The following is a 19,605-nucleotide window of genomic DNA, read 5'->3' as shown; positions in this document are numbered from 1 at the left end:
TTTTGATCAAGGCCTCCTCGGCCCAGTGGAAGTGCCTGGTTGGTTCGGGTCGTGCGCCTCGGGGCTCAACGCCGTGTCCGCACGGCGCGAGAGCGACATGAGGGTCTGGGTTTCGTCGGCCTGCAATTGATAGCTGAGGGTTTCCAGGCCCTTGATGTAGGCCGGGTCGTCGATGCTGGGATGGGCGTCTTCATAGGCATCGCGCAGCTGCGCACTGCGTTGCTCCAACGCAGCCAAGTCCACCGGGTAACGCTCCTTGAGGTAGGCCACCCAGTAGTCGCGGTTGATCAGGCTCTGGTAAAACACATCGGTCTTTTCCAGGGCCTCGATAGAGCGTGCACGCTCTTCCATACTGGCGCCACTGATGGGAATGGCGAAGCGCATTTTTCCTGGCACGCCTTGCAATTGCAGGCGGCTCTTGAGGCCTATCAGGTATTGCAGGCGCACCTCGGCCGGGTCGGAGTTGACCCGGATGTGCTCGGCGGCGATTTTTTCGATCTGATCCAGGCGAAACAGGTTGCGTGACAACGTCAACAACGCAGGCCCCTTGAGGGTCAGGTCGCCGGGGGCGATGCCTTTCAAGGTGTTGAATTCCAGCACCTTGATCTCCAACCCACTGAACGTGAGGATGCGCCCATCGCTGCAGGTGCCGTGGGTGCTGGACATGCCGAACAGAGTCTGGCGCAGCTCGGTATTGCCCGCCGCCGCCTCCATCACCTGCCACACCCGTGCGGTCAGGGAAGCGCGGGCCGACTCGAACTCCTGGGTCTGTGGCAACAGCGACAACAGGTTGAAGAACGCGGCGTTGTCCGGCTCGCTGGCCAGTTGGTCCCAGAGTTCGATGTGGTGGGCCTGTACCTGGGGCGCGAGGTTTTTCAGCCAGGGTTCACGATTCAACGCCGAGGTGTGCGCGACAGTGACTTCCTCATCGGACAGGTCGGGGGACGGAACGAAACCCTCGCCGTTGCTTTCGCTGTTGATCGGGTGCTCAAGATCGTCGATCTGGCCTTGCAGGTCAGCGCTGCTCAGGCCCAGCGCATTGTCCCCGCCGACGCGCTCGGCATAGGCCTGCAGCCGGTACAAGTCCGCGAGGGGCAGGCTCAAGTTGTCGGACAGGTCGGTGCCGGCCATCAACTCATCGTGCCCACCCTCAAGCACGTCCGGTGGAATGTCCTCCAACTGATTGCTGCTCAGGTCCAGGGTGCGAAGGGTTGGCACCTCAAGCACGCCCTGCGGCCAGCTCGTCAATTGATTGTTGCTCAGGTTCAAGGTGTGCAGTGCCTGGAAGCGATCAGCCTGGAAACTTTCCAGACCACAATAGCTCAGGTCCAGCCAGCGCAAATGCTCAAGGTTCACCAGGGCGTTATACAGGTACTCCGAGTCATTCAAGTCAATCGACGACAACTCCAGGCGTTCCAGGCGAACCATGCCCGTCAAGGCTTGCGGCAACACCGCCAGGGGGTTGTTGCTCAGCACCAGCGCGCGCACCTGAGGAAACGCAGTCAAAAACGTGTTGGACCCTTGCGCGCTCAGTTGCACGCCATTGAGGTTCAGGTGCTCGATGTGCGCGAGTGTCACTGGCAATTCCGGCAGTTCGCCGAGTACCAGGCCATGCAGGTTCAGCTCGCGATCAGCCTCCTCGACCACGCTCGACAAGCCCTTGCGCCAGCAGTCGAGGATGCGCTGCGCGGCGATCCGACGCGTGCTGGACGACACCATTAAATCGTCACGCGGGGCGTATCGGCGACGGTACAGCCAAGTGTTCAGGCGCTGGGTCAGTGCGACCTCGACAGCGCCGGCGTCGGCCGTCGGCAGCGGCAGCAGTTGGCGAGCCAGGCTGCTGCCGGTCTCATCGGGCGGGAATACGTCGTGTTGGGTTTGCTGCTCAAAGCGCTCCAGCGTGCCGGCGTCCATGCCCAGTGTGTGCTCGACGCGTTGTCGCGCAGCGGTCAGGTCCGTGTGTGCCTGTGGGCTCAAGGGTGTGCCGCCCAGGTGGGTATCGAGCAGCACGTTGTCTCGGGCCAGGGCCGCTGCTGGCAGTTCCGTGAGCCGGGTGCCACGCAGGTCCAACCAGGTCAGGTTGGGCAACTGCTCCGCGCCCGTCGGCCAGGTGTCCAGTGCACTGGCACTGAGGTTCAGTGACTGGAGTTGGCCCAGGTTGCTGACACCCAGGTGTGCGAGGGGGTTGTTGCCCAGGTTCAGGTGCTCCAGCATCGGCCATTCCCCGGCGGCCAAGGGCAGTTCGGTGAGGCCGCAGCCACTGGCGTCCAAGGTGCGCAGCCCGCTGAACCCGCGCACGAAGCGGCTCATCTGCGCCGAGGGCACCCGCGAGTTTTGCAGGCGCAGCTCCGTGACATGCTCAAAACCTGTGGCGGGGAGGATCGGCAATTCGCTGACCATGATCCCGGGCAGACTCAGGACCGAGATCGGGGTAACGCTGTAGCGCTGCAAAAGCCCCTGGTACCAGCTGTTGCGCAAGGTATAGGCGATCTCTGTACGGCTGGGCCGTTCCAAACGTTCGCCGCCTGGCGCCAGCCACGTGTCAATGCGCCGGGACAACTCGGCGTATTCGTCACTCAGCGCCTCAATGGCCTCGAACTGAGCCTGGGCGCTGGTCCAGCGCTGGAAGAACGCCGCATTGAGCTGCGCGCTCGCGGCCGTATTGCTGTAGGGCGCACGGCCGAGCCGCTCACTGAGTTGCCCGGAGCAATAGCCACGGACCATTTCGTCCTGGTCCAGCACGTGTTCAGGTTGCCCCTTCACGTACTCATACGCGGTTTTGAAGTGTTCCCGGGAAAAGCCCGACCATTTCACCGACAGCCCCGACCACAGGCGTTCACGCCCCGGTTCAAACAGGGCAGACGGCAAGGCGTCGATGGCCGCCCCTTTCAAATCCAGATGCCGTAATGCAGGCAGTTCAAGCGCGCCCTGCGGGAACACCGTCTGGCCCTCACCCGACAATCTCAGGCTGCGTAACTGGCTCAAGCGGCTGACATCCAACGGGCGCGAGGGCTTGAGCAGGGTGTGCAGGCCCAGGTGTTCAAGGCCCGTCAGACTTTCCAGGCGAGCCAGTTGCGGCTCAGCCAAATTCGCGACTGACTCGATATTCAGCTGGGTCAGCCCGCGCAGGTTTTCCAAGGCCTGGGGCACGCTGGACGAGGGTGTCGCGGCGCCAGCCAGGGTGAGCTCCTGCACGTTTGGAAAAGCCCCGAGTAGCTGCTCGATATGCCCCTCGATCATCCCATGCCCCCGAACTGTCAGGCTGCGCACATGGGAAAAATCCGCGCTCAGCAGTGGCAACGGCACCTCGCCCATCAGGCGCAGTTCGCTTCGCCCATGCAGCTCGGCCAGCGGTGCATTACGCCAACTCGCCTTGAGCGCCTGGGCCACGGCAGGGCGTGAGTCCAGTTGCGGGTACTCTCGAATGAAGGGGTCGCTGGGTGCGGCCATCTGCCAAAGATTGAGTGTTGCCTCCAACTGCCGCCATTCGATCATGCGGTTGTTGAGCAAGGTAAACATCTGCGCATCGGTCTTGCCCGCAAGCATCTGCCCAAGAATGAAACCGTTGGCCTGGTCCTCAGTCATGTGCGGATAAACGTCCTGCACGCGGCTGACCAATGACGGCATGGCGCCCTGCCCGCGCCCGCTGGCCGGGTAACCCAGCAGTTTTTCTGAAATACGTTGCGGCGGTTTGAACCAGGGGTGGCGCCGGGGCCCTTGTTCAACGATCTGCGTCGACTCCAGCCTATGCCCTGTGGCGTAGTCGATGATCGCGCGGCGCAGGTCCATGCTCTGCCCGACATGTGGCATGCCCAACGCCTGGCGTGCCTGATCGGGCATGGCGTGCATCAGCGACGCGTAGAAATTGTCGCCATGGCGCGGCAGGCTGTTGAGTGTCTCTCCACGTTCGTTGTACGCCTGATACTGCGGCCCCAGCTTGACCAGGTATTTGCGCTGGGCCGCGGTGTCACTGCCGATGCCGTCAAGCAACGCGCCGTTGATGTCGCCATCGCGCACCTCAAGGCGCAGTTGGTCCGACCAGCCCCGCAGTTTGCCCAAGGTGTGCAGGGCCAGGCGCTTGCTGTCGGCCGAGGTCAGGTTTTCCATGTGCAGGCCGGCAAAGGCGCGGCCCATACGGCCCTCGCGCAGTTGCCAACGGATATGCTCTTGCATCGCCAGCGGCACACGGCCGGTGCGGTGCAGGCGGTCCAGTTGTTCGGCATCCGCCTCGGCCAGCACGCTTTGCGCAGCGTGCTCACTGAGGCCGGGGTGCAGTCGCTGCAACTTGGCGACCGTGGGGCTCGGCGCCTCAGTGCCGGTGTAGAGGCTATCGAACAACGCCGGCTGTCGCGTGCGGGCGTAGTCGGCGAGCTGGTTGCGCAGCTCTTGCGGCCGATTCTCACGCACCCGCGCGCCTTCGCCACCGAGCATGCCGACGATCTCCGCTTCGTCCAGCGCCGCAAGAATATGCGCCGGTAAACGACTGCTCAGTACGTCGGCGCGGCTGATCCGGATGGGCACCTTGCGCTTGACCCCGTGATAGAGACGCTCGCCACCATAGCGTTGCACGGGACCGGTCAGGCTCGGCTCATCGAACACTTCGAGCACCCGGCCCATGGGCCAGCGTGGCATTTCGGTGAGCAACGGCAAGGAATACAGATAGCGGCCATTCACGGCCTGGCCGGTGCTGACTTGTTCAATCACCTGGCCCACGTCCTGGTCAGCCCTGAACAGACGCAAGGTATCGGCCAAAGGCGCGGGCGGCGGGAGGTTATCCAAGTGCATATGGCGCAACGTCGCGTCACGGGTGCCGCTGAGGTCGGCGATTTTCAGCAGTTGCTCGTCACTGAAACCTTCGGTCACCGGCCCCAGGCGCCGGAGCAGTGTCAGGCGATCCCAATCCAAAGGCCGTTCCAGGGTATGGCGCCAGGCACCGGCACCGTTGTGGGCCAGGGACGGCTGATAGGCGTCAGGGTCGGTGGGGTGCTGGATGCGCCAGCGCTGGCTGGACTCATCGAAGGTTTTTTCATAGAGCTTGCCCGACTGGCGGATATAGGTTTTACCCGCATGCACGTATTGCCCCTGGGCGTTGGGCTTGATGTCAGCCGGCAGGGTGACGGGGCTTTCATAACCGCTGAGATCAGCCTTGCTCAGCCGGGCCTGGCCGTTGGGCAAGGTGATGGGTTCAAGGCGCTCGATCACCGGCTCAGGCTTGGCCGCCGCCAGTTTGGAAAAGCCTTTGCCGACGCCGGCCATCACGGCGATAAAAGCCAGGTTCTGCGCCACGTCCACCAAGTGCGCCTTGACCGCGCGGCGGTCACCCTCGGCCCACTCGATGCTGCCTTCAAAGGTTTCATACAACAGCTGGCCCGCCATCACCACCATCATCACCTCGCCCAGTACCGGCACGAACATGGACACGGCGTTCAACGCCAACAGGCCGATATTGAGCAGACCGGCGATTTTTTCCGAGCGCACCCGGGTATCCACATCCGCCGTGGGCACAGCGTGGCTGCGGGCGTCACCCAGCAGTTTGTCGCGATGACGCTCATAGAGGTGATCCCACAAGTCGACGTTATCGTCCCAAAGCCCACGGCCGCTGGGCATCAATGGGACGGGCGCCAGCAGGGGGTCCGGTTCAGGGACTTTTGCGGCCGGTTGCGCTGGCGGCAACTCCTTCAAGCCGTAAAACACCGAAAACGCACTCAAGCCCTTCACAAGCTCATTGAGCAACGGCGCATAAGCCATCAACTTCGCCCCTACGCTCGGCGCAGGTGCGTCTTGGGTCAGGGCATCGAAATACGCAGGCAGGTCGCCATAGGCCACGAACTGGCTGAAAAACCGCTGATACGCCGTAGGGCTGCCATCCCCTGGATCGGGTTGGTCACGGGCGGTAAAGCGCTGCTTGAACATGGCGCTCATCTCAGGGTAAGTGAAGCGCTTCAACGGGTGATGGGGGTCCTGGGGGACATACAGGATCAATGCCGTGGGGTAGCGATATTTCTCGCAAATGACAAACGCCACACAGCCCGTCATGCGTTTTTTCACCAGGCCCAAGTCGCGAAACCACACCGTTTCGCCGCCCGTCTTGGGCTCGGTCTCGCCGTTGATCACCGAAAGGATCATGCGGTAATCGCGCGGCTCAATATCCTTGGTCAGCAAGGCCTGCTCAGCGGCGGCTGCCAGATCGGCCTTGCGTGCGCTGATGAATTGACCTCGTAGCGCCTGCTCGTCGGCCGCCCTCTTGGGGCGTACGTAGCCCTCAAGGTGGCGCTGATACTGCGCGCCAATGTCCAGCTGCCGGCAGAGCAAGGTGAACTCAGTCACCTCCAGCGGGGTACTGACCGCCACGATGCTATCGCCCTCCGGGGTTAGCGTGAAAAACCCGGACGACTCATGAAATGACCCGGTCAAACACTCCAATGCTTCGAAGTTATGCAGCGCCGCCTGCAACAAGGGCATGCGCATCACCTCGAAACTGCCGATATCGAGACCGAACTCGCCAACCTCCAGCGGTTTGCGCAGCACCACGAGGGTTTTATGCACATCCAGTTGCACCTGGTGTTGGTCCTTCAGCGCCTTGACCAGCAAGGGCTCGGCAAAGGCGTCGATGTCTTGCACCGACGCCATGGTCTTGTCGAGTACGGTTTGCGCGGTGAAGCTGGCGGTGAATTTTTCATGCAGGGTTTGGCGCTGCGCAGGCGTTGCCTGCCGATACCAGGGCGGCACCGACGCAGGGGCGTCCTTGAGTTGGGCGCGGCGTTGCGCGGTGGCGTCTTTAAGCCAGGCAGGGCTGGCCTGTTCGAGGTAATCGCGGTGGATGCTGAGGGTCGCCGCCGGTGGGGTGTTGGAAGGAAGATCGGCCATGATGTAGCTCCTGTGAATGGGAGCATCAGCACATCATGGCCGAGGGTGAGAGCCGCGCTAGATACTTAGCGCGGCGTGTCTATTTTCAGAAGTTTTCCCGTGGGTTGAACGCGGCCTTTTTCGCCAGTTCCTGCCACAGCGCGATGGTCTCGTCGTCTGCCTGCTTGGGCATCACGGCTTTGAGCTGGATGTACAGGAAACCACGCTCGCCGGCCTTGTTCAGCAAACCATGGCCCTTGGCGCGCATGCGCTGGCCGTTCTGGCTGCCGGCCGGCACCTTGAGGTTGATCTTGCCGGTCAACGTCGGCACGGCCACTTCCGCGCCCAGCGCCAGTTCCCACGGCGCCAGCGGCAAGGTGATCACCAGGTTTTCGCCTTCGACTTCGAACTTCGAGTGCGGCGCAAACTTGATGATCAGGTACAGGTCGCCATTGGCCCCGCCGCCGATCCCCGGCGCGCCCTGCGCCTTGAGGCGGATGCGCTCGCCGTCGGCCACGCCGGCCGGGATCTTCACGTTCAGGCTCTTGGTGGTGTTGCTCACATGTCGGCCCGAGGCGTCGTATTGCGGCACCTGGAAGCTGATCTGCTTGGACTCGGTGGACAGCGTCTCTTCAAGGGACACCGTCAGTTGCATCTCCACGTCCTGGCCCTTTCGCCCGGTTGGACGGCGCTGGCCGCCCCCGAAAGCATCGCCACGGGAGCCGAAGATCGAGCTGAAGAAGTCCGAGAAGTCCTCACCGCCGCCACCGCCGCCAAAACCGCCACGGCTCTGCCAGCCCGGTGGCCCTTGGAACGGCTGGCCATGCTGGCCGTATTTGCGCAGTTCGTCGTATTCGGCGCGTTTGTCCGCGCTTTTGAGCGCTTCATAGGCTTCGGACGCGTCCTTGAACTTGGCTTCGGCGTCTTTTTCCTTGCTCACGTCGGGGTGATATTTGCGCGCGAGCTTGCGGTAGGCCGCCTTGATTTCCTTGTCGTCGGCCGTCGGCTCTACGCCCAATATCTTGTAGTAGTCTTTGAAATCCATCGGCGGTTCACCATCCTTAATCGAGATCGCACAGCCCGGGGCACAACGTGCGCTGCATTGCACCTGTTGAGTCTTGTGGCCTGGGGGTGCGTCAAAGTGTTATCGGCGCTTGCCGTATGCAGCAGATGTGGGGGCGAATCCCCAGGTTTCAAGCATGATTTAACAGATGGTCGGCCTACGCATCCGCCGCCGACTGGCATACACTGCGCGGCCGTTTTTCAACCGGAACCTGATTGTCATGGAAAACTCATCCCCAGCCCGTGCCTGCGGCATCGACTTTGGCACGTCCAACTCCACCGTCGGCTGGATCCGCCCCGGCGAGGAGACGCTTATTGCGCTGGAGGACGACAAGATCACCCTGCCGTCGGTGGTGTTCTTCAACTTCGAGGAACGCCGCCCGGTGTACGGTCGCCTGGCGCTGCACGAGTACCTGGAAAACTACGAAGGCCGCCTGATGCGCTCGCTCAAGAGCCTGCTGGGTTCCAAGCTGATCAAGCACGACACTAGCGTGCTCGGCACGGCGATGCCGTTCACCGACCTGTTGGCGTTGTTTATCGGCCAGCTCAAGAGCCGCGCCGAAGCCAACGCTGGCCGTGAGTTCGAAGAAGTGGTGCTGGGCCGCCCGGTGTTTTTCGTCGATGACGACCCGATGGCCGACCAGGAAGCCGAGAACACCCTGGTCGACGTGGCGCGCAAGATCGGCTTCAAGGACATTTCGTTCCAGTACGAGCCGATCGCGGCCGCGTTCGACTACGAGTCCACCATCCAGAAGGAAGAGCTGGTACTGATCGTCGATATCGGCGGGGGTACGTCTGACTTCTCCCTGGTGCGCCTGTCGCCGGACCGCCGTCACAACGACAACCGCCAGAGCGACATCCTCGCCACCGGCGGCGTGCACATCGGCGGTACCGACTTCGACAAGCAGCTCTCGCTCAACGGCATGATGCCGCTGTTCGGCTACGGCAGCCGCATGAAGAGCGGCGCCTACATGCCCACCAGCCACCACATGAACCTGGCGACCTGGCACACCATCAACTCGGTGTACTCGCAAAAATCCCAGCTGGCCCTGGGCAGCATGCGTTACGACATCGAAGACACCGGCGGCATCGACCGCCTGTTCAAGTTGATCGAACAGCGCGCCGGGCACTGGTTGGCGATGGAAGTGGAAGAAACCAAGATCCAACTGACCCACGAAGACAGCCGCCACGTGGCGCTGGACCGCATCGAAGCCGGCCTGAGCGTCGACCTGAGCCGGACGCTGTTCGAGTCGTCCATCGACGCCTTGCTGGAGCGCGTGCGCGGTAGCGTGACGCAGTTGCTCAACGACGCTTCGGTGAGCGTGGCGCAGGTGGACACGGTGTTCTTTACCGGCGGTTCCAGCGGCATTCCGGCACTGCGCCACAGCATTTCGGCGATGCTGCCGAATGCGCGGCATGTGGAAGGGAATATCTTTGGCAGTATCGGCAGTGGTCTGGCAATTGAGGCCAGCAAGCGCTACGGGCACTGATCTGTCGAATGCTGAGCGAGCTTCCTGTAGTGAGCGGGCTTGCCCCGCGCTGGGCTGCGCAGCAGCCCCAGTAAAGAGAAATGCAGCGTCTCTGGCACTCCTTGCCTGCAGGTTTTGGGGCTGCTACGCAGCCCAGCGCGGGGCAAGCCCGCTCACCACAAAGACTCCGTTCGGCACACTACTTTCTAAACGCCAGGGCGCAAAGTCCGAGTTTCAAATCCTTATTTTCAGAGTGGAGCCTAAGGGTGGTAGATAGCCCAAAGCCCAAGCCCTGTCAGGCACCACATGACCACACCCGGCACGATCACCAGGTAGTTCCATAGCGTGAAACGCTTATTGCTCAGGCCTTCCGGGTCGTCCGCTGCGAAATTGATCAGGCCCTGGGCTTGCTGGAGGATGTAGGCACACAACGGCACTGCCAGGATGACCAAGGGCTTGTAGGCCAACCAGCTGTCGATCCGGTTCGCGGCCATCTCGAAAACCCGTGACCCTACGGTGACCACCACAAACACGGTCGCCCACTGCTCGAAGTCAAAATCGAATTTCCGACCGCTACGGGCTACCCGATCATCGGCCCGGCGATACAACTGATGCATGAAGAAGATGAAGAAGATGGACCGCGCCAAAGGCCAGATATCCAACTGGTGGAAATCCTTGTACAAGCGCCAGTTTTTATACGACCAGATATAGGTGTACAGCCCAAAACTAAGCACGCTGAGAATCAGCAGCTTCTTTTTGGAAATGACGTAAAACTCAGGCGACGTCTTAACCGTATCGCTCAACTGCGCCGTTGGCGGCGCATAGATATTGTCGCTCACTGCTGGTTACCCTCTAAATCCCTTTAAAGTTTGTGAAGCCAAAGCACTTGCGTTATCGCGTCAAACCATCCCGCCGAGCTTCAACTCACTTTTGAGATAGGCATAGTAAATCGGCCCTGCCACCACCCCCGGCAAGCCAAACGCAGCCTCAAACACCAACATCGCCAACAACAACTCCCACGACTTGGCACTGATCTGTCCGCCCACAATGCGCGCATTGAGGAAGTACTCGATCTTGTGGATCACGATCAGATAGCCCAGCGCCGCCACCGCCACCCAGATCGACAGCGACAGCGCGACGATGGTGATCAGCGTGTTGGACATCAGGTTGCCGATGACCGGCAGCAGACCGAGCAGGAAGGTCAGCACGATCAGGGTTTTGGTCAGCGGCAGGTGAATCCCGCACAGCGGCAGTACCACGGCGAGGAACACGGCGGTGAAGGCGGTGTTGAGCGCGGCGATCTTGATCTGTGCGAAGACGATATTGCGAAAGGCCTGGACCAGCAGGTGCAGGCGGTCGAACAGCGCGGCGGCCAGGGGTTTGCGTTTGGTCAGGTCGGGCACGCGTTGCAGGGCGATGATCGCACCGAGCACCATGCCGATCAGCAGGGTGACGAACATGTGGGCGGCGTCCTTGCCCACAAGCTGCAGTTCGCTCAGGTGCTTGCTCAGCCAGTCGCCGATGGCCACGCGGAACTCGGCGGCGCTGGCAGGCAGGTAAGCGTCGAGGAAGGGCGGTAGTTGACCGCGCGCGCGGTCGACCACCCCCATGAATTTGTCCAAGGAAGCGCCAGGATTTTCCGCTTCATGGAGCAGGAAGCTGATGGCGCCGGCGAAGATCAAAGTCAGCACACTGACGATCAAGGTGCCGAGCAAGGCCACCGCCAGCCAGCGCGCACGCCGGCCTTCGATCAGCCGTTGCAGTTGGGGAGTGAGCATGTTGACCAGCTCGAACACCAACAGACCGGCCAGCAGGCTGGGCAGTAATTTGAGCGGCAGCACCAGCAGCAGTCCGCCGAAAATGATGATGTAGCTGGCCAGCAATATCACGTGACGCTGAGAAAACGTTGGCATACAGCCTCAAAACGAACGGCGTTAAAGGATGGGCAGTCTGCCAGCCTTGAGAGAATCAAGCGAGTGGGTCAGTGGTGAATGCGATCAAGTGTGGGAGCAGGCAGCCTGCTCCCACCTGTGTGATCAGCCTTTGAGGCAAGTGCTCATGAAGGTTTTGCGCGCATCGCCGGTCAGCGCCTTGGTTTTCGCTGAGGCATTGCAATCCTTCATCTTCTGCTGCTGCGGCGTCAGGGTCTTGGCGTCATTGGCCGCCGGGGCTGACAGGCAGGTCTTCATGAAGGCCTTGCGGTCATCACCCTTGAGCGTCTTGGTGGTGGCTTCGGCATTGCAGGTGGTCATTTTGTTTTGCTGGGCGGTGGCAGCAAAGCCTTGGGAACACAGCAGCAGGCCCATCATCAACAGCGGAATTCGCAGCATCTTCATGGAGTTTTCTCCCTGTTACCGTGCCGGGCGGCACGGCCTACCCAGCAGTGTAGTCAAAGCCTGTTACAACTTCACCGGCTACGGATATGCGTCCGTCGGTACTGCTCCGGCGTGCAGCCCGCCTGGCGCTGGAACATGGCGATAAAGGCCGAGGCGGTGCTGTAGCCCAGGTCAAACGCCACGTGTTGCACGCTGCGCGGGCTGTCGAGGGCTTCGATGGCCGCCAGGTAGCGCAGGCGTTGACGCCATTCGCCGAAGCTCATGCCCAACTCCCGCACAAACAGGCGCGCCAGGGTGCGTTCGCTCACGTGGACTTGCTCGGCCCAGTGCGCCAGGGGCCGGTTATCGGCAGGGTCGGCCTGCATGCCTTCGAGTACGCCAAGCAAGCCGGGGTGACGGGCGTAAGGCAAAAAGCATTCGTGGATCGGCGCCTGCTTGAGCTGGTCCACCAGCACCTGGGCCAGGCGGATGTCGGACTCTGTCTGCGGCATGTTCACATCACGCTGGGCGAAATCGCTGAGGATGGCCTTGAGGATATCGCTGATCGCCAGGGTGCACGGCTCCTGGGGCAACTGTTCACAGAGTTCCGGCGCCAACCCGACCGAGTGATAGACGATAGCCTCGGCGTTGTAGGAACTGTGCTGCGTATGCGGCGGCACCCACACCGCGTATTGCGGCGGCGACATAAAGCGGTTGCCAGCCACTTCCATGCGCATCACGCCACTGGCCGAGTAGTCCAACGAACCCCAGAAGTGCTGGTGCGGGGTGCACTCGGTATCGGGGGCGAAATCCGAATAACGGAAGTACACCGGGCTCGGCAGCTGGGGGAAATCCGCAAGGCGTACGTTGTGCTTGGCCATATTGTCTGGATACAGAGGTGGTTTGTCTGGATCGCAGTATAGGCTTCGATCCAGACAATGGATAATCCTGCCTCATCAACACACTGGGTTCCTTTCGATGCAATACGCGTATCCCTTGCTGGCCATTTTCATCTGGGCCGGCAACACCGTCGTCAACAAGCTGGCCGTGGGCGCACTGTTCCCGGCGGAAATCGGCTTTTACCGCTGGTTGCTGGCGGCGCTGCTGTTCACGCCGTTCATGATCAAGCCGGTGATCGCCAACTGGGCGTTGATCCGTCCGAACCTGGGCAAGGTGTTCATCCTCGGCGTGCTGGGCATGGCGGTGTACCAAAGCCTGGCGTACTACGCCGCGTCGCTGACCACGGCGACCAACATGGGCATCATCCTGTCGTTGATGCCATTGATGGCACTCACAGCAGCGATCATCAGCCTCGGCCAACGCCTCACCTACGGTGCGATGACCGGTGCCGTGCTGTCGTTCGCCGGTGTGGTGGTGGTGGTTTCCGCCGGCAGCCTCGACGCACTGCTGCAACACGGGGTCAACCTGGGGGACGGCATGATGCTGGTCGCGACCCTGGCCTACGCGGTCTACAGCACCTTGCTGAAAAAATGGCAGCTACGCCTGCCGCCGCTGGTGTTGTTGTATCTGCAGGTGCTGGTGGCGGTGGTGGTGCTGTTTCCGCTGTTCCTGTTCTCGGCGAAGGCCGGCTTGGGTTGGGCGAACATTCCGCTGGTGCTGTATGCGTGCCTGTTGGCCTCGATGGTCGCGCCGCTGGCGTGGATGCATTCGGTAAAGACCTTGGGCCCCAGCCGCACGACGTTGTTTTTCAACCTGCTGCCGTTGATTACCGCGTTGATTGCGGCCGTGGTGCTGAAGGAAGAATTGGCGCTGTACCACCTGGTGGGCGGCTTGCTGACCCTGGGCGGGGTGATTCTGTCGGAGCGTTGGACCACGCCGGTGCGTTAAACCCCGGCCTCCTTCAAGCGTCGGGCATGCTCGACGAACAGTCGAATCGGCTCGGCGCCCTTGCCCACCAGGCCCAGGGATTGGTTGACGATATCGAAGTGGTCCAAGGCGTAGTCATCGCCGATCACCTTCCCCAGGTGTGAGCTGTAGCGCCCGACCATGCCGTCACACTGGCCCTTTTCGCGCACAAAGCTGCGGGCGAACAGGCGGCAACTGCGATGCGTACCGTCGAACAGGTTGCGACCCCGGTCGGTGATGCCCGGCTGCAAGGTGCCGGACCATGAGTAATACCGCACGCCGTTGACCTCTTCGGGCCCCTGCCCGCCCCATGTCGAAGGCAACCCCTGTGGATAATGCTGATTGAACAGCGCCACGCCGGCACTGGTCAGCGAATGGTGGGAGGCCTGCAAGTCCGCCTTGAAGCGCGGTCCGCGATAGCCGGTTTCCAGCACGCCCATCACCCAGGCAACCAAGTGAAACAGCGCGCTCATGATTCGACCTTTCACGCCGTCCACGGGGTAATTGAGGTGGATATGGTCCGCCAGCTCCGAGCCATGGTTGGGCCCGGCCACGGACGTCACCGACGCCACCCACTCCGGGCGCTTGGCCGCCGCATACCGCGCGGTGAGCGAACCCTGGCTGTGGCCGATCAAGTTGACCTTGTCGGCCCCCGCTTCACGCCGAATGCGCTCGATCTGCACCAGCAATTGCTCGCCGCGCACTTCGCTGGAATCCAGTGGTGCAACCTGCACAGGAAACACCTGCGCCCCGCCTGCCTGTAGCGCCGGGACGATGCCATACCAATAGGGGAACCAACCCAGGCGCACAAACCCGAGCATGCCGGGGACCAACACCAGGGGGTAACGCGTGGCTAACGACTGCGGCATGGGCCGAACGTCCTTGATCAGGAAAGACCACCAGAGGCTAGCCCAGTCCCACGACGCGCTGATGACATAAATCCGATAAAACTTTTTGCGTGACGCGGGACTCACAACTTGGAGCGATCACGCCGGCAGAGCGTGGCGCAAAACCGGATTAGTACCAGGAGATTGAGATGACCGAAGCAAACTTGACTGACGTTGCGACCCTGCGCAGCCGCGCCCGCCAGAACGTCGAAAACGGTGCAGTGACCGAAGGTTATGACGCCGACCGCGAAGAAATCATCCGCCTGCTCAACGCATCGCTGGCCACCGAGCTGGTCTGCGTGCTGCGCTACAAGCGCCACTACTTCATGGCCAGCGGTATCAAGGCGTCCGTCGCCGCCGATGAATTCCTCGAACACGCCACCCAGGAAGCCGAACACGCGGACAAACTTGCCGAGCGCATCGTGCAACTGGGCGGCGAGCCGGAGTTCAACCCGGACCTGCTGACCAAGAACTCCCACGCGCAATACGTGGCCGGCAAGGACCTCAAGGAAATGGTCTACGAAGACCTGGTTGCCGAGCGGATTGCGGTAGACAGCTATCGCGAGATCATCCAGTACATTGGCGATAAAGACCCGACCACGCGTCGTCTGTTTGAAGAGATCCTGGCTCAGGAAGAAGAGCATGCGGACGATATGGCGGATATTCTGGAAAGTCTGTAACTCGCTTTAGAAAAAGAGAGGCGCCGGTCATACGGCGCCTTCTTTTTTGCGACCTGATTGATCAGCGCGTCAGGAACCATGACAGCGTCATTCCCGCTATGGACGACAGTGTGAGGAGGTAGGGAACGACTATCCAGAGCCTGAGACTTACGGGGATACGTTTCACATCCTCAACCAGCACGAGATAACGCCATTGGAAAAGCCTCGGCATAAGTATGACCAGGGCGATCGCGAATAGACGTTTCAACTTACCGCCAAATAGCCCAACGCCAAATCTATGCTTGAAAGTCACTATAAACGTGCTGAATTTCAGGTAGTCTTCAGCCTCTTCTAACCGCGTATGAATGACGTAGAAATTTATCGGAAAACACAGCAGCATCAACACACCAGACACTATTGCGATGGACTCTGACATCATTGCCCACCCCCTGAAACTTCGTAAAGCCTGGTACCGATCAATTCACCCGCCTCACTTCCTAAGGTACCCACAGCTACACCTCCAACAACTCCACCCACTATTGCGCAGCCTAGCGCACTCGCTCCGGCAGTCGGTATGGCGAAAACCGCTGCACATACGGCAACGCCTAACCCCACTCCTGCATACCCGCCGAAAGCGGAGCCACCAACTCCCAATACCAACTTTCCACCTTCCACAAACCTCGCCCGTGTACATCCTGTTCCCCCCCCGTCGAACAGGCCTCCGTTATCTCCAACGCAGTAGCTCCCACATCCAGCGCGATACCGACATAAGTCCCTTTCTTCAGCATCTGCGAAGCCTTGGCTACGCGCCTTACGGTCTCTTCATAACGACGAATCTCACCGTGATGCCAATAGCTCTTTGTAGAGATGCCCAGCATTTTTTTGATCGATCCCTCGTCCTTCAGGCCCGTACCAAAACGTGCCATACCGGAAAGCTGAATATCCAACTTCGCAAACAGCGCCCTTCGTCTGACCAGGAACTCATCCCTCGCTCCCGTAGTGCCCCTGCGCAAATACTGCTTATGCAAATCGTCGACGTCCTTGAGGGTTTTCTCAATGTCCGCCAAGTGCTTGCTCCAAACGCTGCTGGCCGTTCCAATACCGATGGAGGCATGGGACATGATGGTCTGCAGCACGTCATAGTTTTTGATCAGAAACTGATCCGTCGCAGAATGCGCCAGCAACGCCTGATTAATGTTCTGGGCCGAGCGCATCAAGCCCGCCTCTTCAGCCGTGCAAGACGCCGCACGTCCATCTGGAATGATCACCAACTGCCCCGGCAATACCACGACATTGCGAATGTGCTGATTGAGCATGTCGAACTTGGTTTGCGCCTGAGGATTCAGCGACAGGCTGAGTTTGAGCAAGGGATAAGGTTGCGGTCGCTCATTGATAAATGCGTAGGCTCCCTGCATGAATGACACCTCCACGTATGTATGGCGGCCGACTATAAGAAGGCGCCGTAGGAGGTGTAAGGGGAATCCAGGACGGTTTCAGCGTTTCAGAAATGAACTACAAAACGTCAGGATCACACTGACGGCGCAGCGATAAAAAAGGCGACCCGAGGGTCGCCCTTTCTGACAATTTCGACGATCAGCCTTTAACGGTTTTCGGCGCCTTGCCTTCCTTCATCTGCTGCAGCAACGGTGCACACTCATTCGGTTCACCGCCACTTGGCGCAACCAATGCCAGCAACCCGGCCGCCGGCCCGGCGATCACACCCAGCGCCACCATGCCCGCCCCCCGCAGCGCCAGTGGAATGGCTTTGACACCCGCATTGGGCTTGATAAATGGCCCGTTGACGTACAGCGGTGAACGCAGGGAGAACAGGCGGAAGCCTTTCGATTCCGGGGTGATGGTGAGGTCCAGTTGCTCGGTGGCCATATTCGCGGTGCCATCGATGTAGATGATGGCGTTCTCGGTATCGAACACAAACAAACGCGTGGTCGCCAGGCCCGTCTTGATGCCGAAGTCCGCCGCCGCGCAGTTGATCTTCACTTCCTTGTCGCCAAACAAGCGTCCAACCACGTAGTTACCCACGTTGAGCCCGGCGATTTCCATCAGGCCACGACTGATGGCACCGTCGTTGATCAGCATCTTCAGGTCACCGTTGGAACTGCTCAACAGGGCTGCTACGGAGTTGCCGCGCCCGGAAATGTCGGCATCGCCATTGAGTTCACCAAAGCTGGTTTTCATCGGTTCGAAGGTTGGGAACAGCTGCTTGAGCTTGAAGTTGCGTGCGGTGAGTTTGGCCCGGCCTTCCATTGGCGTGATGCGGCCGTTGAGGCGGATCTGCGCATCCAGTTTGCCGCCGGCTACACCAAAACGCAGCGGCTCAAGGCTCAGCTCGCCGTCATTCAGGACCAGGTGGGTGTAGAGGTCGGTAAATGGCAGATCGGCACTGTGCACGATGCGCTTGCCGGTGAATTCCACGTCAGCGTCCATGACGCGCCAACGCTCGGTGCGGAACTCTTCCACCGGCAGCACTTTGGTGGCCGGCTGTTTGCTGTCGCCGCCACGGGCTTTTTGCTTGGCGTTGGAGTCGGCGCCGATCAGCGGGGCGAGGTCGGTCATCAGCAATTGGTTGGACACCAGTGCGCCGCTGAGCTTGGGCCGTGGCTGGCTGGCGACGTAGGCGAGGTTGCCATGAATATCGCTGTTGCCGATCTTGCCGTTGAAGTTTTCATAGCGAAACGAAGCGCCGCTGGCTTCGTGCAGCTTGGCGATGAGGTGACCGTCGGTGGAATAGGCCGGCGAATCCGGCAGGGTCACGCCGGTCAGCGGGTAGAGATTGCCCAGGCTGGAACCGGCGAGTTTCAAGCGCAAATCCAGCGCGCCGAGGTTCAGCGGGTCGGTGAGCGTGCCGGCCAGGGCGATGCTGGTGTCGGCAATCTTCACCTGCGCTTGCAGCGGGAACGGCTTGGCCGCGTCCTGCAAGGCCAGCAGGCCGCCGATCTTGCCGCTGCCGTCGAGTTTCTGGCCGTGGTACTGGCCTTTGACCTTGAGGCCAAACGCATAATCCTGGGGCGCGGAGCCTTTTTCCAGGGCCTTCTTGGCATCGGCGTCGCCGACGATTTCGCCGAACGGGATGGGTTTGCCCAACGGGTCGATGATCACATCCAGCTGAGTCTTGAGGGTCTGGTCGTCAAGGGTCACATGGCCCTTGTCGAAGCCGATGGCGCCGATATCCACCACCCAGTTGGAAGGCTCTGCGTTCGGGTCCTTGGGGTCGAATTTGAAGGTCCAGTTGGCGCGGCCATCGGCCAGACGCTGCAACTGCGCGCTCGGCTCGGTGAGGTCGATACGCGGGATCACCACGCGCTGCACCAGCAATGCCAGGGGCGAGATGCGCAGTTCGACCTTCTTGAGGCTGACCATTTGCGGGGTTTTCGACCAGTCCGGGTTGCCCAGGGTCAGGTCTTCGGCAATCACGTGGGGCCATGGCACCCAGGCGCGCCAGCCGCCTTCATCGGGCTCACGCGCCCACACCACCGCCAGGTTGCCGTTGATGGCAAACGGTCGATGCAATTCTTCGGAGACCTTGGCATTGAGGGGCGGCTTGATGCGGTTCCAGTCAAAGAACACCAGGACCAACACCACTACGGCGATTAACACAACGAAGCTGGCGCAGCTCCAAGCGACGATTTTACGAGTGCGCGTCATTGCACAGGACTCCTGAATACGACTGGCTGGGTGACAGCCTTTAAGGACAGCTTATAGAACTACGACTGGCAAACCGCCTGGGGGTTTAACCCGATCCCCGATTTGCCTGGAAAAACCTAAATTTCTGACCACTTCGACAGATTCCCCCTACGACTGCGCACCATTGTTACCCGCGCGCGTGTCGAAAATACCCACACCGGTGCAAAACCGCGTGCTTGAGAGGCCCGTTCTAGAGCCTCTGCCTATAACAATCAATTCTGTTGATTATTACCATTGTGTTTATGAACTTTTATATCGACTTATCGAGAGTAGCATTAGCCCTGTACCCACTTTATCGCCCTCCCAAGGAGCAACCCATCATGAAACGCCAATTACTCGCTACCGCCCTGTTATCCATCCTGGCTTCCAGTGCCTTTGCCCTGCCAGCCGCCGAACAGGCCACCCCACAAGTCAAAGCGGACGCCGTTCCTTTCAGCCAGACCGTCGCTCGCAGCGGTTCGCAAGAAGAAGAGAACCGTGACTACGCCAAAGGCGCTGTAGCTGAAAATGGTTCGGAACAAGCCAACAAACGCGCTTACACCGAAGGCCTGACCGAAAACGGCCGCAACCGCCTGGAACAAAAAGGCCTGGTTGAAGGTGGTGCTGATCGCCTGCTGGAACGCAACGCTGTTGCCGAAGGTGGCCGTGATCGCCTGGAACAGAAAGGTCTGGTCGAAGGCGGCGCTGAACAAGCCAACAAACGTGCCTACACCGAAGGCGTTGCTGAAGGCGGTGCTGACCGTCTGCAAGAACTGCATCAAGCACAGAGCTAACCCCGTGGTGGCCGAGAAAAAAGCCC

14 protein-coding genes are annotated in these 19,605 nt (G+C 60.6%); 4 read left to right on the top strand and 10 right to left on the bottom strand.

Annotation, left to right across the window (positions count from 1 at the left end; all coding sequences use genetic code 11):
* Window positions 1-6 precede the first annotated feature (6 nt).
* Both OZ428_RS03535 and OZ428_RS03530 read right to left on the bottom strand, forming a co-directional pair.
* Window positions 7-6,867 carry an NEL-type E3 ubiquitin ligase domain-containing protein gene (locus OZ428_RS03535; RefSeq protein ID WP_269132714.1) on the bottom strand — a complete coding sequence of 2,287 codons (6,861 nt, stop codon included), beginning with the start codon at window positions 6,865-6,867 and terminating at the stop codon, window positions 7-9.
* An 85-nt stretch (window positions 6,868-6,952) separates the two neighbouring features.
* Window positions 6,953-7,891 (bottom strand): DnaJ C-terminal domain-containing protein, encoded by a 939-nt coding sequence (locus OZ428_RS03530; protein WP_269132713.1) that lies wholly within the window; start codon window positions 7,889-7,891, stop codon window positions 6,953-6,955.
* Between the two features lie 238 nt (window positions 7,892-8,129).
* Here OZ428_RS03530 and OZ428_RS03525 point away from each other — a divergent pair, with 238 nt between their 5' ends.
* Window positions 8,130-9,398: an Hsp70 family protein gene (locus OZ428_RS03525; RefSeq protein ID WP_269132712.1), complete on the top strand. Its 1,269-nt coding sequence runs from the start codon at window positions 8,130-8,132 to the stop codon at window positions 9,396-9,398.
* A 239-nt stretch (window positions 9,399-9,637) separates the two neighbouring features.
* On the opposite strand, the gene OZ428_RS03520 is transcribed toward OZ428_RS03525, so the two are convergent.
* The 4 genes from OZ428_RS03520 to OZ428_RS03505 all read right to left on the bottom strand — a co-directional run bounded on the left by OZ428_RS03520 (window position 9,638) and on the right by OZ428_RS03505 (window position 12,573).
* The gene (locus tag OZ428_RS03520; protein WP_269132711.1) at window positions 9,638-10,216 is read right to left on the bottom strand and encodes a hypothetical protein; all 579 of its coding nucleotides are present in this window, start codon (window positions 10,214-10,216) and stop codon (window positions 9,638-9,640) included.
* A gap of 60 nt (window positions 10,217-10,276) precedes the next feature.
* Window positions 10,277-11,290, bottom strand: coding sequence for an AI-2E family transporter (locus OZ428_RS03515; RefSeq protein ID WP_016976954.1), 1,014 nt, complete (start codon window positions 11,288-11,290; stop codon window positions 10,277-10,279).
* A gap of 123 nt (window positions 11,291-11,413) precedes the next feature.
* Window positions 11,414-11,713, bottom strand: a complete 300-nt coding sequence (locus tag OZ428_RS03510; RefSeq protein ID WP_005784310.1) for a PsiF family protein — start codon at window positions 11,711-11,713, stop codon at window positions 11,414-11,416.
* A 71-nt stretch (window positions 11,714-11,784) separates the two neighbouring features.
* On the bottom strand, window positions 11,785-12,573 hold the full coding sequence (locus OZ428_RS03505; protein WP_269132710.1) for an AraC family transcriptional regulator: 789 nt from the start codon (window positions 12,571-12,573) through the stop codon (window positions 11,785-11,787).
* Between the two features lie 97 nt (window positions 12,574-12,670).
* Between OZ428_RS03505 and OZ428_RS03500 the strand changes: the two genes are divergently transcribed.
* On the top strand, window positions 12,671-13,540 hold the full coding sequence (locus OZ428_RS03500) for a DMT family transporter (RefSeq protein ID WP_028615544.1): 870 nt from the start codon (window positions 12,671-12,673) through the stop codon (window positions 13,538-13,540).
* Here OZ428_RS03500 and OZ428_RS03495 read toward each other — a convergent pair.
* Window positions 13,537-14,427, bottom strand: a complete 891-nt coding sequence (locus OZ428_RS03495) for an esterase/lipase family protein (protein ID WP_269132709.1) — start codon at window positions 14,425-14,427, stop codon at window positions 13,537-13,539. The genes OZ428_RS03500 and OZ428_RS03495 overlap by 4 nt on opposite strands.
* Before the next feature lie 167 nt (window positions 14,428-14,594).
* On the opposite strand from OZ428_RS03495, the gene OZ428_RS03490 reads away from it, so the two are divergent.
* Window positions 14,595-15,125, top strand: coding sequence for a ferritin-like domain-containing protein (locus OZ428_RS03490; RefSeq protein ID WP_016976947.1), 531 nt, complete (start codon window positions 14,595-14,597; stop codon window positions 15,123-15,125).
* A 61-nt stretch (window positions 15,126-15,186) separates the two neighbouring features.
* Here OZ428_RS03490 and OZ428_RS03485 read toward each other — a convergent pair whose 3' ends face one another.
* From OZ428_RS03485 to OZ428_RS03475, 3 genes are all read right to left on the bottom strand, one after another.
* Window positions 15,187-15,543, bottom strand: coding sequence for a hypothetical protein (locus tag OZ428_RS03485; protein WP_269132708.1), 357 nt, complete (start codon window positions 15,541-15,543; stop codon window positions 15,187-15,189).
* A 166-nt stretch (window positions 15,544-15,709) separates the two neighbouring features.
* On the bottom strand, window positions 15,710-16,519 hold the full coding sequence (locus tag OZ428_RS03480; RefSeq protein WP_330912286.1) for a hypothetical protein: 810 nt from the start codon (window positions 16,517-16,519) through the stop codon (window positions 15,710-15,712).
* A 178-nt stretch (window positions 16,520-16,697) separates the two neighbouring features.
* On the bottom strand, window positions 16,698-18,767 hold the full coding sequence (locus OZ428_RS03475; RefSeq protein WP_269132707.1) for an AsmA family protein: 2,070 nt from the start codon (window positions 18,765-18,767) through the stop codon (window positions 16,698-16,700).
* A 359-nt stretch (window positions 18,768-19,126) separates the two neighbouring features.
* Between OZ428_RS03475 and OZ428_RS03470 the strand changes: the two genes are divergently transcribed.
* Window positions 19,127-19,579: a hypothetical protein gene (locus OZ428_RS03470; RefSeq protein ID WP_038851220.1), complete on the top strand. Its 453-nt coding sequence runs from the start codon at window positions 19,127-19,129 to the stop codon at window positions 19,577-19,579.
* Window positions 19,580-19,605 lie beyond the last annotated feature (26 nt).

Source organism: Pseudomonas sp. GXZC (assembly GCF_026967615.1).
Classification (GTDB): domain Bacteria; phylum Pseudomonadota; class Gammaproteobacteria; order Pseudomonadales; family Pseudomonadaceae; genus Aquipseudomonas; species Aquipseudomonas azotoformans_A.
Note: the sequence above shows the minus strand (reverse complement) of the source record. Positions and strands in the feature narration are given on the sequence as shown.

What these genes read in the sequence shown, in the direction of transcription:
- OZ428_RS03495 (WP_269132709.1), bottom strand. Translation starts at nt 14,427, where the DNA reads ATGCCGCAGTCGTTAGCCACGCGTTACCCCCTGGTGTTGGTCCCCGGC.
- OZ428_RS03475 (WP_269132707.1), bottom strand. Translation starts at nt 18,767, where the DNA reads ATGACGCGCACTCGTAAAATCGTCGCTTGGAGCTGCGCCAGCTTCGTT.
- OZ428_RS03500 (WP_028615544.1), top strand. Translation starts at nt 12,671, where the DNA reads ATGCAATACGCGTATCCCTTGCTGGCCATTTTCATCTGGGCCGGCAAC.
- OZ428_RS03535 (WP_269132714.1), bottom strand. Translation starts at nt 6,867, where the DNA reads ATGGCCGATCTTCCTTCCAACACCCCACCGGCGGCGACCCTCAGCATC.
- OZ428_RS03525 (WP_269132712.1), top strand. Translation starts at nt 8,130, where the DNA reads ATGGAAAACTCATCCCCAGCCCGTGCCTGCGGCATCGACTTTGGCACG.
- OZ428_RS03490 (WP_016976947.1), top strand. Translation starts at nt 14,595, where the DNA reads ATGACCGAAGCAAACTTGACTGACGTTGCGACCCTGCGCAGCCGCGCC.
- OZ428_RS03510 (WP_005784310.1), bottom strand. Translation starts at nt 11,713, where the DNA reads ATGAAGATGCTGCGAATTCCGCTGTTGATGATGGGCCTGCTGCTGTGT.
- OZ428_RS03470 (WP_038851220.1), top strand. Translation starts at nt 19,127, where the DNA reads ATGAAACGCCAATTACTCGCTACCGCCCTGTTATCCATCCTGGCTTCC.
- OZ428_RS03530 (WP_269132713.1), bottom strand. Translation starts at nt 7,891, where the DNA reads ATGGATTTCAAAGACTACTACAAGATATTGGGCGTAGAGCCGACGGCC.
- OZ428_RS03485 (WP_269132708.1), bottom strand. Translation starts at nt 15,543, where the DNA reads ATGATGTCAGAGTCCATCGCAATAGTGTCTGGTGTGTTGATGCTGCTG.
- OZ428_RS03515 (WP_016976954.1), bottom strand. Translation starts at nt 11,290, where the DNA reads ATGCCAACGTTTTCTCAGCGTCACGTGATATTGCTGGCCAGCTACATC.
- OZ428_RS03480 (WP_330912286.1), bottom strand. Translation starts at nt 16,519, where the DNA reads ATGCAGGGAGCCTACGCATTTATCAATGAGCGACCGCAACCTTATCCC.
- OZ428_RS03505 (WP_269132710.1), bottom strand. Translation starts at nt 12,573, where the DNA reads ATGGCCAAGCACAACGTACGCCTTGCGGATTTCCCCCAGCTGCCGAGC.